The sequence below is a fragment of the Nocardioides sp. genome (assembly GCF_044226305.1).
Lineage (GTDB): Bacteria > Actinomycetota > Actinomycetes > Propionibacteriales > Nocardioidaceae > Nocardioides.
The window spans coordinates 1-15,680 of sequence record NZ_JBGAHF010000035.1; the positions used below are offsets into that span (position 1 = coordinate 1).

A 15,680-nucleotide genomic window follows, 5' to 3' on the forward strand; every position below is an offset into this window, starting at 1 on the left:
GGCTTCACCGCATGTCCCGCCCGCAGCCGCAACCAGATCTCGTCGACGTCCGCCGGCGACAACCGCTGATACCTCTGACGCGCCATCGCGACCTCCTCGAGTCAAGGAAGTGTTGCGACGACCCGTTGAGACCGCCCCGATGTCCGTGCCTGCTGGCGACGGGTCTACGGTCCGCCGACCAATGCGTACGACCAGACTTGGCCATCGTCGTCCCGCACGTAGATGACGACCGGGATGGCCACCTTCGAGCGCTTCGGAGCGAGGATCGTTCCGCCACTGTTGGTCTCTCCACGCTCAACGAAACCAGCGGGCGCTGACGTCGCGGGCTCCGACTCACTGCGGTTGTAGTCACGTCCGAGCGCCGTGATGCGATTCGGTGTCTCCGTGCTAGTAAGCCGCCACTCCCCGTACGTGTCGTGGACGTGCACGAGTCGAGCACAGACTGCGATGACAGCCACAGCCGCAGCAAACGCTGCGATCAGAACCAACTTCTTCACGTGACTGGGACGCCTTCCGGTCGGCAAGGGTTGCGGGCGAGCGGGATCTTTTCGTGGGTGGTCGGGCGGACAAACCGGCGACCATTCGGATCTGCCGCGTTCAGTGTCGAGCCGCTAGAACCACAGTGATGTTCGCTGGGTCCCATCGTCGTAGGTGCACTGGAACCCCACCGGGTTCCATGACCAGCCCAGTTCGACCGAGTTCCACTGAGGCCCACCCGGAGGGTCCGCGTTACAGGCGGTCTCCATCCGCCACCAGCCGACCCGAAAGTAGGCGGCTCCCGCCACGACCAGGAGAAGACCCACGGACACGGCCATCACCAGTCGCTTCATGGAGAGGGACGCTACCTGTCGCCTAGGACGAATCGAGTCGACCGGATCTGCCGCGACGAGTGCGCACTCATGCCGGAGTTCCGTGCCGTGCAACGAAGACCTGGCCGCCTGTCTCGTCGGCGTCATAGCCTGAGGTCGTGAACTTCAACCTGTCACTGACATGGACTGTGGTTGTCCTACTCCTCGGTATCATCGCGATGGTTGCGCTGTTGTACGGGCTGGCGCAGGTGTGGGACATGCTTACCGGCGCTGAGGCGGTGTGACGGACCTACCGGATCTGCCGCGATGTGCGTGCTGCGGACGGGCACTCACTGCGGCTCGACCGGCCGCACAACGACGTTCCCGACCCGCGGACCAGCAACACGATCAGCCATTCGCGAGACCGCCCGAACGTCGACTGGAGCCGCCCACAGCTCGAGCGGCCCGCGGCCGCCGACCGCCGCCCCCAGCAGTGTGAACCGGTCCGCGACCTTCTCCACGAGGTCCTCCCGAGACGTCGTGATGGTCAGGTCCTCGTTCCCGGCGTCACGGATGAGTAGGAAACGGCCCGAGACCACCTCGACGTTCTCGACGGCGTCGCTGCCGTCGGCATCCTTGACGACCTGGTATCGGTCGGCGACGGCCTGCACGCCTGCGAAGTTCGTCGCCGGCACCGTGATGTGCACGCTCGGCAGGACGGGGTACGCCTCCCGCAGGTAGGTGGCGACAGTGGTGTCGGTCTGGGCGGCGACGAGGTCGTCGACGACCTCGTCGGCCACGTGGATGCCCTCGCCGACCGACAGGGTCGCGTGCTTCGGACCATCCAGGACCACGTCGACCGAACCGACGTCCCCGTCGTCGATGTCGTCGTCGTAGGCATGCAGCACGTCGCGAACCTGCTCTGCGGTCGCGTCGCCTGCCATGCGGACCGTCACGTAGTTCGGTACCCGTTGGAACGGGAGAGCGTCGTCGCCGTCGGCGCGTTCCACGCTGACGCTGAGGACGCCCGGCTTGTCGTCGACCGCGTCCTCAAGCTGCGTGGGCGAGGTAGAACACGCGGCCGCGACCACGCACACCGCGAGGAGCGGCATCAGGCGCAGCGCATTGCCGGCCGCTCCGGGACCCGTCCGAGTGATCACACCGAGCATGGTGCCCGCTCACGATGACCAGAGCAGTGGTTTGGAGTCGGCGAGGCGCCTACGTGTGGCTGTCTCCCAGTCGCGGGCCCCTGTGGGCAGTACCCGCCCACGCGCACCGCCGACTACCGAGCCGCAACGAAGACCAGGTGGCGGCCGGTGAGACCCGCGGCTGCGATGACGGTGGACAACCGGGGCTGGAACGCGCCGTGTTCGACGTTGCGCAGGGTGGACCGGTTGATGCCGAGCAGCGCCGCGGCTCCGGTCGCGTCGAGGGGCGGGTTGAGCTCGTGGCGCCGGGCCCACCACAACTCAGCGCCGATCCGGACGATCTGCGCGTTCGTCCACCACCGGCTGTCGGCGTGCAGGACCATCGGCACCCGTCTCGAGCAGGGCCAGTACCCCTCCGTCTGCGCCGCCACCTCGTAGTCGAGCCCCGGTGGCCGCGGCCGGTCTGGGTGGAGGACGTCGACGAGGTGGCCGTAGCGGCCGGCGAGCATCGCGAACGTCGACCAGCGCGGATCTGCTCGTCCGGTCTCGATGCGCCACAGCGTCCCGGTCGACACGCCAGCCTGGTCCGCGACAGCCCGGACCGACAACCCCGCCTCCGTGCGCAACCGACCGAGCTGGGACGTCAGCTCCAGGCGACGGCGATCGACCTCGCCGCCGGCCAGGACGACCGGCGGGGTGACCGGCTGGGCGCCCGGCTGGGCGCCCGGCTGGATGCCCGGCTGGACGCCGTGGCGCACGGGAGCTAGTTGTGGCACATCGGGTCCCGACACGGGGGAAGTCTGGCTTCTCCCACGCCCGGTGTCTTCGTTTTCCCGACGCGTCCATCCGGCTTCAGGCCCGGCACGGTAACTGCCGCTCCCGCCGATCGCCGCCACGCGGCCTCCGGCGGGCAGCCGTCACACCCGCATCCAGTCCGCCGTCCCAGCGCCTCCGGCGGGTCGACCACCTCGAGCACACCGCGTGCCCGGGACTCGACCCTGCCCGGAGACCTCGTGCCCCACCGCACCACCCTGCAGCCTGTCCCTCGCCTGCCCGAGGACGTCGAGGCGTACCTCGCGCAGTTCACGCCGCGCTCGATGCCCGCCGACGTCTGGGCGCTGGCCGCCGGGCCGGTGCGCGACCTGGCCCACCGCGCGACCCCGGGTTCGGTGGCCCAGGCGCGGCTGTACGCCTCGACCCTGGTGCAGTACCTGCGCGACCCGCGGGTGTGGACCCCGGCGACCGGTGCGCCGGACCTGCACCGGCTGCTCACCGTGCCGGTCGTCAACGCGCACCTGGCCCGGGTCACCGGCCTGGCGCCGCGGACGGTCGCGACGCGACGCGACACCCTGCTGGTGTTCGCCCGACTGCTGGGTCACGCCGGCCCAAAGGTCCGGGTCACCCGGGATCCGGTCCGCGTCGACCCGTTCGTGCGCCGGGCCGTCGAACTCGACCTCCCTGTCGCCCACGTCCTGGCAGCGCGCGCCACCCTGCGCCCCGGCGCGGGCCCCGACCCGCTCCGCGCGGTCTGGCGCGACCTCCGCGGACCGGCACACCACCCGGGTCCGCGCGCGCTAGCAGACACCGGTGTCACCGGGCCGGGGCCCGGTGTCATCCCCGACTGCGGGGCCACTGCACGGCCCGGAGCCGGGGGCACGCTCCGTCCCGCAGCCCGTCGCACGCTGCTCGACCTGACCGGACCGAGCACGAACGGAGGCACGGCCGAGAACACCCTCAACGCGCCCGCCACAACTGCAGACACCACCGGCACGGCCCGCGACCAGCGAGCCGGGCTTCAGCCTGCCCGGACTTCGGCTGCTGCGAGCCCCTCCCGGCCTGCGAAGCCGATGTCGAGGCGGGCTGCGCTCGCGCACGCCCGCGCTGCTGCGGCCCGGGCAGAGGCGGCGGAGGCCTTCCTCGCGCCACCGGCGTGGACGCTACCCGACGGCGATGACATCGCCGGTGACATCCGCGACGCCATCACCGCCTTCGAGCCCAACCTGGCCACCCGGGCGACGTGGACCGCCAACCGCGACCTCGGCATCGGGCTCGTGTACGCCACCCAGCCCAGCAATGTCCCGGTCGCCCGCACCGCCTGCTCCTACGTCGCGCTGTTCCTGCACTGGCACGCCACCCGGAACACCGGCGCCCCAGCCGGCAGCTCGGACAGCAGCTCGGACAGCAGCTCGGACGGCAGCTCGGACGGCAGGGTTGAGCTGCAGGTCGACGACCTGTTCCAGCCCGGCGCCATCGAGGGGTTCCTGACGGCGTGCTCGTGGAGCGACCGCTCGAAGGCGACCGTGCGCAGCCTGCTGCGCCGCATCGTTCGCGAGCTCAACCCGGCCCAGGCACCGGCCCGGCTCGAGCATCACGCGCTGCCGGCCCCGTACACGGACGCCGAGTGCGCCCGGTTCGCCCGCATCGCGGCCCACCAGCCGAACCTCGCCCTGACCCGCGACATGTGCTTCATCATCGGGCTGGGCCTGGGCGCCGGCCTGGACTCCCGCGACCTGCGCGACCTGCGCGCCGAGCACATCACCGAGCACATCGCCGAGCACCCCGCTGCCGACGCGGCGACGGGGACCGGCGCTGCGTCGTTCCTGCAGGTCACCGTCCCCGACTCGACCAGCCCGTCGGGCCGCCAGGGACGCACCGTCCCCGTCCGCCGCACCTACGAGCCCCTGGTCCGCCGCGCCCTAGAGCTGCACGCCGCGACCGGCAAGACCCCACAGGACCTGGTCGTCGGCCGCGTCACCGACCGCCACAACTTCACCGGCATCATCACCCGCCGCGCGAAGACCGCGGACCCCGACGCCACCGTCGAGGTCCGCGGCAGCCGGCTGCGCAACACCTGGTTGGTCGCAGCGATGTGCGCCCCGGTCCCGCTGGCCGACCTCCTGCACGCCGCCGGCCTGACCAGCGCCCGCACCATCACCAGCCTCCTGAAGTACTGCCCGGCTCCCGACCCCACCCGGGTCGCCGAGGTCCTGACCACCGTCACCGACGCGATGACCGACACCCAGGTTGGCGCCGGGACCGGGGGTGGTGCCCGGTGATGAACTCCCGCGTCTTCGACCGGTACCTGGCCTACATCCACCGCACCGGCCTGCACACCGAGCTCGAGGCGGCGCTGCGGCCCACGGCCAGCGGACGGCCCCGCGCGCTGCGCACCGACGTCCTGCTCGCCGGGATGCTCGCCACGTTCAACGCCCACCAGTCCCTGGCGCTGACCACGCTGCACGCCACGTTGACCACCGAGCTCGACCGGAACTACCAGCGCCGTCTCGGCATCCGCGACCAGCACGGCACCCCCATCACGCTGCGGCAGGTCCGGTACCTGTGGAGCAGCGTCACCGACCTGTTCGAGCACACCCCCGCCCGCCGCACCGGCCTGGACGTCGAGGAGCGGGCGATGCGCGCCGAACACCTCCAGGACTTCCTCGACCGGCTCCTGGGCGCCGCCACCGACCACATCGGCGTCACCGGCCGCTACGCCGTCGACGGCACCGCCATCGAGTCCGCCGCCCGCGGCAAGCGCCGCCCCCGCGCCAACGCCGCCGACGGAACCGACGTCCCGGCCACCACCCTAGCCACCACCATCCCCGCGGCTGCGGCGGACGGCGGGGCCGACCTCGAGGACGCCGCCGACCGCGTGGGCCGCTCGGCCGACTGCGACGCCGCGTGGGGCTACCGGACCCGGACCTACGACAACAAGACCAACCTGATGTTCGGCTACCAGATGCTCGCGTTCACCCGCGTGGGCGCCGTCGGCGAGGACCAGCCGCTGCTGACCGAACGCATCGCGGTCGTGGCCGGCAACAACCCCGGCATCAGCGAGACCCTCGACACCCTCGACCGGCTCCAGGCCACCGCCGCGGTCACCGAGGTCATCGCCGACCGCGGGTTCAGCTACAAGAAGGTCGAGGACTGGGCCACCCCGCTTCGCGACCGCGGCGTCAAGCAGGTCCTCGACCTGCACGAGAACGACCACGGCGCCCGCGTGCACCCCGACCACGGCTACGTCATGGTCGACGGGTGGGCGCACTGCCCCTCCATCCCCGACCGGCTCGTCGACATCGCCCGACCCGCACGGTTCACCGTCGGGAAGCTGAAGAAGTCCGCGACCCGCGAGGAACGCGCCGAGCACGCCCGCCGCACCCGCGAGCTGGCCGACTTCAACGCCGACATCGCCGAACGCGCCACCTACCGGTTCGAGCCGCACGGGAAGACCAAGAACGGGTCACCCCGGTTCATCTGCCCCGCCCGCGCCGGGAAGCTCAAGTGCGCCGCCTGCCCGCTGTCCCAGCTCCTGCCCGACCCCACGCCCGAGGCTGACCCGGACCTCGACCAGCTCCCCACCGCCTGCAAGCAGGCGACCATCACCATCCCGGTCACCGTCGAGGCGAAGGTGCGTCAGGAGCACTACTGGGGCTCCCCGGAGTGGCAGAAGTCGTACGGGCGGCGGGTCCGCGTCGAAGGCGCGTTCGGGTTGCTGAAGTCCGCCAAGTCCGGCGGCGTGCGCCGCGGCTGGACCTACCAGGTCGGCCTGGTCAAGACGACCCTGCTGCTCGGCATCGCGGTCGCCGCCACCAACATCAACCAGCTCCTCACCTGGGCCCGACGCACCGGCAACACCCGCGACCCGCTGACCACCCTCGACGTCACCGACCACGGGTTCGTCGAACTCGCACCCGGCGCCGACACCGGCGGTACCGACCCGCCGGTCGCCGCCTGACCCACCCACCGCAGGACAACCGCACACTCGCTGACCACCAGCCCGAGGCCCCAGGCCGTCGGGCACTACGGCGTACCCGAACACCTCGTCCCGGGACTGTCGCGGACCCCTCGAGGCGGTCGCCAGCGCTCGGCGCCGCCCCACCTGCCAGAAGACCGGCCCGGACCCGACCCGGAACGTACGAAACCCTCCCAGGAACCAAGTCCTGGAAGGGTTTCGTCACTGCTGGGCGCTGAGTTTCGTCAGCACCCCGCTGGCGGTGGCGGAGGGATTTGAACCCTCGGTGGGCTTGCACCCACAAACGCTTTCGAGGCGTTCTCCTTAGGCCGCTCGGACACGCCACCGCCGGAGAGAGTACCGGAGCGGCCGGGGGCGGACGAAATCGCCTGGAGGCCGTGCGTCACCATGGCGTGCAACGTTCTTGCAACCTCGGGGCAGGCACCATGCCTCGACGTCCGGTGCGACGTCGGTCACACGCGCACACGTGGAGGACGCCATGGCCACCGCCAGGACAACCGCTCCGACCAGCGACCTGCTGACCCTGTCCGGGATGCGCTCCGACGTGGCCGAGTCGTGGCGCCGCTCGGCGGCCGCCGGGGTCGCGACTGACCGGGTCGAGGCACCGGTCACCGTCGTCGAGAGCGAGCTGCGTTCCCTCCGCGAGGCGCATCCGCTCGCCCGCGTCTTCCCGCTCCTCGACGACGTGCTCGGGCAGGCGGTGCGCGACTGCGACGCGGTGATGGCGATCGGCGACGCCGACGGCCAGCTGCTGTGGGTGTGCGGCTCCTCGGCGGTGCTCCGCGAGGCCGAGAAGATCGGGTTCGTCGCGGGCAGCAACTGGGACGAACGGCTCGCCGGCACCAACGCCCCGGGCCTGGCGCTGGCCACCGGCCGACCGTCGACCATCACGCGCGCCGAGCACTTCCGTCAGAGCGTGCGGCAGTGGACGTGCTCGGCGACCCCGATCCACGACCCGGCCACGGCGCAGGTGCTCGGCGTCCTCGACGTCACCGGCGGCGACCAGGTCGCCGTCCCGCAGACCCTGGCGATGGTGCGGACGGCGGCCCGGCTCGCCGAGGCCGAGCTGGCCCGGGAGCGGGTGCTGCCGCGGGTGCCCAGCACGCCGGCGACCGGGCTGCGGATGCACGTCGAGGCCCTCGGCCGGTCCGACGCCCTCGTCACGGTGGACGACGGCCGCGGCCGGCCGCAGACCGTGCGGCTGAGCCCGCGGCACAGCGAGATCCTGGTGCTGCTCGCCTCGGTGCCGTCCGGTCTCAGCGGCGACGAGCTGTCGGTGCTCCTCTACGAGCAGGACGAGACCGCACCGTCCACGCTGCGCGCCGAGCTCAACCGGATGCACGGCCTCCTCGGCGACCAGCTGCTCGCGTCCCGTCCCTACCACCTCACCGGGTCGGTGACCGCCGACTGGATGGCCGTCGACGCGCAGCTCGCCGCCGGCGACCTGCGCGGTGCGGCGCGCGGCTACCGCGGACCGCTGCTGCCCCGCTCGACCGCTCCCGGCGTGGAGCGGCTCCGCGGCGACCTCGAGGCCGGTCTGCGTCAGGCGCTGGTGCGGTGCGGCGAGGCGGACCTGATGGCGACCTGGACCCGGTCGGCCTGGGGGCGCGACGACTACGAGATGTGGAGCGCGCAGCGTCGGGTCCTCGGCGCCAGCTCGCCGCTGCTGCCGCTCGTCGAGGGCCAGCTCGCCCGTCTGGACCGCGAGCTGCTCTGAGCGTTCCGCGCCGCCGTACGCCGGTCCCGGCCGCAGCCGCCGCAACGTGGTCGCAACGTGCCGGCTGTTGTCCTGTGACTCCAGTCACAGCACAACCCAGGAGCACCGATGACCATCTACGCAGCGCCCGGACAGCCGGACTCGCTCGTCACCGTCAAGTCCCGCTACGGCCACTACATCGGCGGTGAGTGGGTCGAGCCGATCAAGGGCGCGTACTTCGAGAACATCTCGCCGGTGAACGGCAAGCCCTTCACCGAGATCGCCCGCGGCACCGCCGAGGACATCGAGGCGGCCCTCGACGCCGCCCACGCGGCCGCCGACAAGTGGGGGCGTACGGCGCCGACCGAGCGCTCGAACATCCTGCTGAGGATCGCGGACCTGATGGAGGCCAACCTCCCGATGCTGGCCGTGGCCGAGACCTGGGAGAACGGCAAGCCGGTCCGCGAGACGCTGGCCGCCGACCTCCCGCTGGCCGTCGACCACTTCCGCTACTTCGCCGGCGTGCTGCGTGCCCAGGAGGGCACCATCGGCGAGGTCGACGAGAACACGATGGCCTACCACTTCCACGAGCCGCTCGGCGTCGTCGGGCAGATCATCCCCTGGAACTTCCCGCTGCTCATGGCGGTCTGGAAGCTCGCACCCGCCCTGGCCGCCGGCAACTGCGTGGTGATCAAGCCCGCCGAGCAGACCCCCTGGTCGATCCTCAAGCTGATGGAGCTCATCGGCGACCTCCTGCCCGCCGGCACCCTGAACGTCGTCAACGGGTTCGGCGTCGAGGCCGGCAAGCCGCTGGCCTCCAGCCCGCGGATCGCCAAGATCGCGTTCACCGGTGAGACCACCACCGGGCGGCTGATCATGCAGTACGCCAGCCAGAACCTGATCCCGGTGACCCTCGAGCTCGGCGGCAAGAGCCCCAACATCTTCTTCGAGTCGGTCGCCAGCGAGCGCGACAGCTTCTACGACAAGGCGCTCGAGGGCTTCGCGATGTTCGCCCTCAACCAGGGCGAGGTCTGCACCTGCCCGTCGCGCGCGCTCGTCCAGAGCTCGATCTACAGCGACTTCGTCGCCGACGCGGTGCAGCGGGTCGAGGCGATCAAGCAGGGCAACCCGCTCGACGACACCACGATGATCGGCGCGCAGGCCTCCCACGACCAGCTCGAGAAGATCCTGTCCTACATCGACATCGGCAGGCAGGAGGGCGCCACGGTCCTCACCGGTGGCGGCCGCAACGTCCTCGAGGGCGACCTCGCCGAGGGCTACTACGTGACGCCGACGATCTTCGAGGGCCACAACGCGATGCGCATCTTCCAGGAGGAGATCTTCGGCCCGGTCGTCGCGCTGACGTCGTTCGACGACGAGGCGGACGGCCTGAAGATCGCCAACGACACCCTCTACGGCCTCGGCGCCGGCGTCTGGTCGCGCGACGGGTCGCAGGCGTTCCGCGCCGGCAAGGAGATCAAGGCCGGCCGGGTGTGGACCAACTGCTACCACGCGTACCCGGCGCACGCGGCCTTCGGCGGCTACAAGCAGTCGGGCATCGGGCGCGAGACCCACAAGATGATGCTCGGCCACTACCAGCAGACCAAGAACCTGCTGGTGTCCTACGACCCGAACCCGCTCGGGTTCTTCTGACCGGGGCTCCCTCCCATGCCTCGGTCGACGTCCCCGGTGGACGTCACCGGTGAGGCGGCGGACCTGGTCCGCCGCCTCACCGCGGTCCACGGCCCGGTCATGTTCCACCAGTCCGGCGGCTGCTGCGACGGGTCGGCGCCGATGTGCTACCCCGACGGTGACCTCATCACCGGCGACGCGGACGTCCACCTCGGCGACCTCGACGTCGGCCTCGAGCGCGCGGTGCCGGTGTGGATGTCGGCCGCGCAGCACGAGTACTGGAAGCACACGCACCTCACGATCGACGTGGTGCCGGGCCGCGGCGCCGGCTTCTCGCTGGAGGCGCCGTACGGCGTGCGGTTCCTGGTGCGGTCGCGGCTGCTGACCGACGAGGAGTCGGCTCAGGCTGAGGCCGGCGTCCAGCCCGGCTGACGGCCGGTCGCCCCCGCGAGCCGGTCGATCGCGGGGGCGTCCGCCGGAACCTCGACGGGCGGTCCGAAGAGGCCGCCGTCGGCTGCGCCCTCCGGCGGCTCGAAGGACTGCGCGAACCCGAGCGCGGCGAGCACCGCCGCCTCGTCCGGGTCGTAGTGCTGTCCGGTCGCCCGGGCGAGGTCCCAGCCGTGCACGACCACCTCGTCGATCGCGACCAGCGCCGCGACCTGCCCCGGCATCTCGACCGGCCCGGCCCAGGTCAGGCCGTCGTACGCCGCCGGGTCGGACCAGCTGCGCGCCAGCTCCGCGAGCCGGTCGGTGATCGCGGTGCGCCAGTCGTCCGGGAGCGCCGAGCCGTCCGCTCGATGCGCGTGCCCGCCGGGCGGCGCCTCCTTGCGGGCGGCCAGCGTGAACGCCAGCGTCAGCCCGTGCAGGTGGTCGAGCAGGTCGGCCACCGTCATCGCCGGGCAGGGCGTGGGGCCGCCGAGTTGGTCGTCGCGCACGCCCGCGACGACGGCGGCGACGGTGGTCGTGGCAGGGGTGAGGTCGATCGTCTCCATGGAGGTCCGACCCGGGCCGCCCGGCGTACTCATCGGGGCCTCGTCGGGGCCGGGCGGATCGGGGCTGCCAGGAGCGGTCCGATTCGCGGATGATGGGGCGATGCACCCAGCCGACCAGGCAGCCACGTTCCTCGCCCTGCACGCCGGCCCCGGCTTCGTGCTCCCCAACGCCTGGGACGGCGGGTCGGCCCGCATCCTCGAGCAGGTCGGCTTCCCGGCGATCGCCACGACCAGCGCCGGCATCGCCTGGTGCTGCGGGATCCCCGACGGGGGAGCACTCGGCCGTGACCAGATGCTGGAGCACGTCGCTCGCATCGTGGCGGCCGTCGGCGTGCCGGTCAGCGCGGACCTCGAGTCCGGGTACGGCGACACCCCGGCCGAGGTCGGCCGCATCGTCGCCCGTGCTGTCGAGCTCGGCGTCGTGGGTGCCAACATCGAGGACGCCGACCGGGGCGGGCTGTTCGGCGTCGACGAGGCGGTCGAGCGGGTCGCCGCCGCCCGGGCCGCCGCTCCGCGCGGGACCTTCGTGCTCAACGCGCGCACCGACACCTACTTCGCCGGGTCCGGTGGCGACGTCTTCGCCGAGACCGTCGAGCGGGCGGCCCGTTACGTCGACGCCGGCGCCGACTGCGTCTTCGTCCCCGGGGTCGCCGACGAGGACGAGATCCGTCGGCTCGCAGCGGCCATCCCGTGCCCGCTCAACGTGGTGGCCGGCCTGGCCAGCACCACCGACGCGCGCACGCTCTTCTCGCTCGGCGTGAAGCGGGTCAGCCTCGGTGGCAGCCTGGCGCGCGCGAGCCTCAGCCTGGTGGAACGTGCCGGTCGGGAGCTGCTCGAGGCCGGGACGCTGGACTTCCTCGACGGTGCGATCGGGTACGCCGACCTGCAGCGCCGCTTCGAACCCTGACGCGCGGGCGTCCCCAGGTTTATGGGTGGTAGCCGGGCATCGGCTGGGTGCGGGGCGACCGGCTCGTGCATCGCCCGCCGCAGGTTCACCACCACCGGTGCGGCTGACGCCGTGCCCCGTGCCGGAGCCCTCAGCCGACCGCGGGCACCGTCAGCACCGAGGGGTACTGCCGCGAGGCGTGGATGGTCATCACCGTGAGCGCGCCCGGCAGGTCGGGGAGCGACGGGGCCAGGTGCGGGACGTCGAAGGCCTGGATCGCGACGCGGAGCCGGTGGCCGGGGGCGATTCGGGCGGCGGTCGGGAACACCTCGACGTCGACCGGGGCGACCTCCCCCGGGCCGAGCGGGTCCTTCGAGGCCTTCGTGTACGGGTGGTACGGCTGGATCAGCCTCCCGTCGAGGTAGCGGCTGCGCGAGCGGTCGAGCGCTCGCAGCGACAGCACCTGCCAGCCGCCGGTGAGCCGGGTGACGGTGCCGTCCGGCGCGACGTCGGAGACGGAGACCGACAGCATCCCGTCGCCGCCGACGCTCGAGGTGTAGAGCCGCGCGTTGATCGGGCCCTGCAGCCGCAGCGCGTGGTCGAGCGGTTCGGTCTGGAAGACCACCCCGGTCTGGTCGTTGGCGGCGTTGTCGCTGAAGCACGGCAGGTCGGGCAGCACGGTGTTCGGCAGGCCCGCGGTCCACTGGTTCGCCGAGCGCGTGCAGAGCCCGGAGACCGGCACCGGGTAGACGTCGGCCGTGCCGTCCTGGGCGGCGCCGGTCGTCAGCCCGCCCGGCGTCCCGTTGGTCGCCGATCCGGAGAGACGGTACGACGCGGCGTGCGCGTCGCGCCGGACCAGGTCGCCGCTCGTGCGCCACGCGCCGCTGCCCTGCTCGTAGTAGGTCAGCGGCGGGATGTCGCGGTCCAGCGCCGGGTCGGCGACGTCGCGCACGTAGTGGTCGAACCAGCGCAGCTGCAGCTCGGCGAGGCTGCCGTAGCCGGCGTCCGCGATGCCGTCACCGGCGGAGGCCTGGAGGTGGTCCCACGGCCCGGTGATCAGTCGGGTCGGGACGCCGCGCGAGCGCAGGTGCTCGAAGAGCAGCGGCGTCCCGCGCTGGAACAGGTCGAACTCGCCCGAGACGAGGAACGTCGGCACCTGCACCCGGTCGATGACCTCGATCGACGACCGCTCGCGGTAGAACGGCCCGTCGTACGCCGCGTCCCCGCCGAGGACCGCGTCGAGCAGCAGCGGCGCGGTGAACGAGGTGACGCCGTACAGGTGGTCGACGAGCGCGCTGAAGCCGGACTGCGGGTCGCTCCGCGTGACCGCCGGCGGGACCACGCCCGCGCCCGTGACGAGACCCATCCACAGCGGGATGAACCCGACGTCGATCTGGCCGCCGGAGGCCACGACGTCGCGGTAGACGTCGCCGGCCGGCACCTGCGGGAAGATCGCCTTCAGGCCGGCGGGGTGCTGTGCGGCGGCGAAGATCTGGTTGATGCCCATGTACGACGGCCCGCTCATGCCGACCCGGCCGTTGCTCCACGGGCGCTGGCGCGAGTGTGCCCACTCGACGACCTCGGCCGAGTCCTTGTCCTCGCGCTTGCCGAACGCCGACCAGGTGCCCTCGCTGCTGCCGGTGCCGCGGGCGTCGACGGTGAGCTGGGCGTACCCGCGCTGGACGAGGTACGACGGCGGCGTGCCCGCCAGCCCGCCGGCGCTCGCCTGGACCGACTTGTTGTAGGCGGTGATCGTCACGATCACCGGGAACCGCCCCCGGACCGCCTGCCCGTCGGCGTCGGACGGCAGCACCAGGTCGCCCCGCAGCACGGTCCCGTCGGACATCCGGATCGGCAGGTCGGTGCGGGTCACCGTGCCGGGGTAGTCCACCGGTCGCGGGGTCCACCCGCCGCGGGCGGCGGCCCCGCCGGCGACCGCGGACGCGGGCGACAGTGCGGGCGAGGGCGCGACGAGCACGCCGACGGCGACGAGCAGGGCGAGGAGGGACCGGCGCATACGCCCCCAACGAGCAGGTGCAACACCGAGTTACACCTCGGGGTGGGACCGGGGCGTCCCCTGTTCGTGCGGACCGAGAAGATCGCGCCGGCAAGGCAACCTTTTCGGTCCGGGGGTCCTCGGGAAGGGTGAGACCACAGAGGGCGGACAGTCACATGGCCATGCGAACGAACCGAGGCGACGACGAGGCGGAGTTCAGGGACTTCGTCGTCGCCGGGCAGCAGCGGATGTACTGGCAGGCGCTGCTGCTGACGGGCGAGCCGGGTCAGGCTCAGGACCTGGTCCAGACGACGCTCGAGAAGCTGTACGTCGTGTGGCACCGCGTCGACGAGCCCGGTGCGTACGCGCGACGCATCCTCCTCAACGGCTTCATCCACGACCGTCGACGCTCGCGGCGAGAGCGCCAGCTGCTCGCGCTGCCGGACGCCGTCAGCGCCGACCGCGATGCCGACCACGCCCTCACCGTCATCGAAGCGATGCGACACCTGCCCCCCAGGATGCGTGCCGTCGTCGTGCTGCGCTACTGGGAGGACGAGAGCGTCACCCGCACCGCGCAGATCCTCGAGATGTCGGAGGGCACCGTGAAGTCCACCGCCGCTCGTGCGCTCGACCGCCTGCGCGACCTCCTCGGCGAGGCCTTCAGCGAGCGAGCCGACATCAACCAGTCCCGTCAGGAGATCCGATGAGCCCCACCACCGAGGACCTACGCCGTCGCATGTCGGACGAGCTCGGGCAGTTCCCGACCCTCCCCGATCTCACGACGCCGGCACTGGCCGGCGGTCGCCGCAGACGGCGGCACCGACGGGTCGCCGTCGGGGGCGCCGCCGTCGTCGGCCTGGTCGTGGCGCCGCTGCTGTTCCTGGTCGGTCAGCCCGACCGCGTCGACGATCACCCCACGACGCCCGCCGACGTCGCGGCCGACCCGACGAACGCCGACGCCACCGGTGACGTGCGCCAGCGGGCCGCCCGGATACGGGCCGAGGCCGAGGCGGACGGCGTGGTGACGGACACCGAGTGGTCACGGTCGGTGGTCGCGACCCTGGACGCGCTCCTGCCCCGGCGCTTCGGCGGCGTGGATCGGACTCCCAACGACGCGGTGGTCGAGGTCCGGACCCGCGCAGGTTCGCCGAGGCTCGACCTCTGGATGTCGGTCAGCGGGTACGAGGGGAGCCGCTCGAGCCAGCCGGCCTCGGGCGGCTGCGCACAGGTGGAGCAGGCCGCCGCCGACTCCGACGCACCGTGGGACATCCTCGACTGCGCCGACGCCCGGTTCGGCGACGGCTTCCAGGCACTGGGCACCTCGGAGCGGATCGTCGGTGGCAGCCGATCCGACACCCCCGGTTCGGAGTCGTACGCCGGGGCCCTGCTGCTCCTCGACGACCAGCTGTTCGTCGAGGTCGGCATCAGCCCGGTGGGCAAGGAGGCCCCGCTGTCCGTCTCGGCTGACGAGCTCGTCGAGCTGGGCCGAGACCCGGACTTCCTCGACCTCGTTCGTGAAGGCGTGGCCTACGCCTCTCAGCGGGTCGATGCCGCGGGCAGCGGGCTCGTGCAGGTCGAGCCGGTCTGGCCGAGCTGACCTGCCACATCCGCTGGCTCCACACGAGCAGGCCGCGCCGACGTCGCGGCTACTTGTTTCATTGACCCCAGGTCCGGGTCTGGCGAGGCTCGGTCCAGGTGCCTGGCTCGTCGCTCTCGTTGCGGCTGCCCACGCTGACCCTGATGTGGGTCCCGTGTGGCTCTCACATGGCATGCGCGGGCCGGGCACCGC

At 72.2% G+C, this 15,680-nt stretch carries 13 protein-coding genes and 1 tRNA gene; 9 read left to right on the forward strand and 5 right to left on the reverse strand.

Annotated elements, in window-relative coordinates:
* The first annotated feature begins 967 nt into the window (after window positions 1-967).
* Window positions 968-1,093: a hypothetical protein gene (locus ACILQ5_RS20995; protein WP_395659980.1), complete on the forward strand. Its 126-nt coding sequence runs from the start codon at window positions 968-970 to the stop codon at window positions 1,091-1,093.
* Window positions 1,094-1,138: 45 nt separating this feature from the next.
* Here the strand turns inward: ACILQ5_RS20995 and ACILQ5_RS21000 are convergent, their stop codons facing one another.
* Window positions 1,139-1,900, reverse strand: a complete 762-nt coding sequence (locus tag ACILQ5_RS21000) for a hypothetical protein (RefSeq protein ID WP_395659981.1) — start codon at window positions 1,898-1,900, stop codon at window positions 1,139-1,141.
* Between the two features lie 170 nt (window positions 1,901-2,070).
* Entirely contained in the window at window positions 2,071-2,727 is a 657-nt protein-coding gene (locus ACILQ5_RS21005; protein WP_395659982.1) for a helix-turn-helix domain-containing protein, read from the reverse strand.
* Between the two features lie 222 nt (window positions 2,728-2,949).
* On the opposite strand from ACILQ5_RS21005, the gene ACILQ5_RS21010 reads away from it, so the two are divergent.
* Both ACILQ5_RS21010 and ACILQ5_RS21015 read left to right on the forward strand, forming a co-directional pair.
* Window positions 2,950-4,992: a hypothetical protein gene (locus tag ACILQ5_RS21010; RefSeq protein WP_395659983.1), complete on the forward strand. Its 2,043-nt coding sequence runs from the start codon at window positions 2,950-2,952 to the stop codon at window positions 4,990-4,992.
* The gene (locus ACILQ5_RS21015; RefSeq protein WP_395659984.1) at window positions 4,992-6,671 is read left to right on the forward strand and encodes a hypothetical protein; all 1,680 of its coding nucleotides are present in this window, start codon (window positions 4,992-4,994) and stop codon (window positions 6,669-6,671) included. Before ACILQ5_RS21010 ends, ACILQ5_RS21015 begins: the two co-directional genes overlap by 1 nt.
* 254 nt (window positions 6,672-6,925) lie before the next feature.
* Here the strand turns inward: ACILQ5_RS21015 and ACILQ5_RS21020 are convergent.
* Window positions 6,926-7,015: transfer RNA gene (locus ACILQ5_RS21020), tRNA-Ser, on the reverse strand.
* Window positions 7,016-7,155: 140 nt separating this feature from the next.
* Here ACILQ5_RS21020 and ACILQ5_RS21025 point away from each other — a divergent pair.
* The 3 genes from ACILQ5_RS21025 (at window position 7,156) to ACILQ5_RS21035 (ending at window position 10,449) form a co-directional block, all read left to right on the forward strand.
* Window positions 7,156-8,406: a GAF domain-containing protein gene (locus ACILQ5_RS21025; RefSeq protein WP_395659985.1), complete on the forward strand. Its 1,251-nt coding sequence runs from the start codon at window positions 7,156-7,158 to the stop codon at window positions 8,404-8,406.
* A gap of 108 nt (window positions 8,407-8,514) precedes the next feature.
* On the forward strand, window positions 8,515-10,038 hold the full coding sequence (locus tag ACILQ5_RS21030) for an aldehyde dehydrogenase family protein (RefSeq protein ID WP_395659986.1): 1,524 nt from the start codon (window positions 8,515-8,517) through the stop codon (window positions 10,036-10,038).
* Between the two features lie 15 nt (window positions 10,039-10,053).
* Window positions 10,054-10,449: a DUF779 domain-containing protein gene (locus ACILQ5_RS21035; protein ID WP_395659987.1), complete on the forward strand. Its 396-nt coding sequence runs from the start codon at window positions 10,054-10,056 to the stop codon at window positions 10,447-10,449.
* Here the strand turns inward: ACILQ5_RS21035 and ACILQ5_RS21040 are convergent.
* Entirely contained in the window at window positions 10,419-11,042 is a 624-nt protein-coding gene (locus tag ACILQ5_RS21040) for a TIGR03086 family metal-binding protein (RefSeq protein WP_395659988.1), read from the reverse strand. The two genes, ACILQ5_RS21035 and ACILQ5_RS21040, sit on opposite strands and share 31 nt — an antisense overlap.
* 67 nt (window positions 11,043-11,109) lie before the next feature.
* Here ACILQ5_RS21040 and ACILQ5_RS21045 point away from each other — a divergent pair, with 67 nt between their 5' ends.
* Window positions 11,110-11,916, forward strand: coding sequence for an isocitrate lyase/phosphoenolpyruvate mutase family protein (locus ACILQ5_RS21045; protein WP_395659989.1), 807 nt, complete (start codon window positions 11,110-11,112; stop codon window positions 11,914-11,916).
* A 130-nt stretch (window positions 11,917-12,046) separates the two neighbouring features.
* On the opposite strand, the gene ACILQ5_RS21050 is transcribed toward ACILQ5_RS21045, so the two are convergent.
* Window positions 12,047-13,912 carry a CocE/NonD family hydrolase gene (locus tag ACILQ5_RS21050; RefSeq protein WP_395659990.1) on the reverse strand — a complete coding sequence of 622 codons (1,866 nt, stop codon included), beginning with the start codon at window positions 13,910-13,912 and terminating at the stop codon, window positions 12,047-12,049.
* A gap of 161 nt (window positions 13,913-14,073) precedes the next feature.
* Here ACILQ5_RS21050 and ACILQ5_RS21055 point away from each other — a divergent pair, with 161 nt between their 5' ends.
* On the forward strand, window positions 14,074-14,598 hold the full coding sequence (locus ACILQ5_RS21055; RefSeq protein ID WP_395659991.1) for a SigE family RNA polymerase sigma factor: 525 nt from the start codon (window positions 14,074-14,076) through the stop codon (window positions 14,596-14,598).
* Window positions 14,595-15,488: a hypothetical protein gene (locus ACILQ5_RS21060; protein WP_395659992.1), complete on the forward strand. Its 894-nt coding sequence runs from the start codon at window positions 14,595-14,597 to the stop codon at window positions 15,486-15,488. The genes ACILQ5_RS21055 and ACILQ5_RS21060 overlap by 4 nt, the downstream gene beginning before the upstream one ends.
* Window positions 15,489-15,680 lie beyond the last annotated feature (192 nt).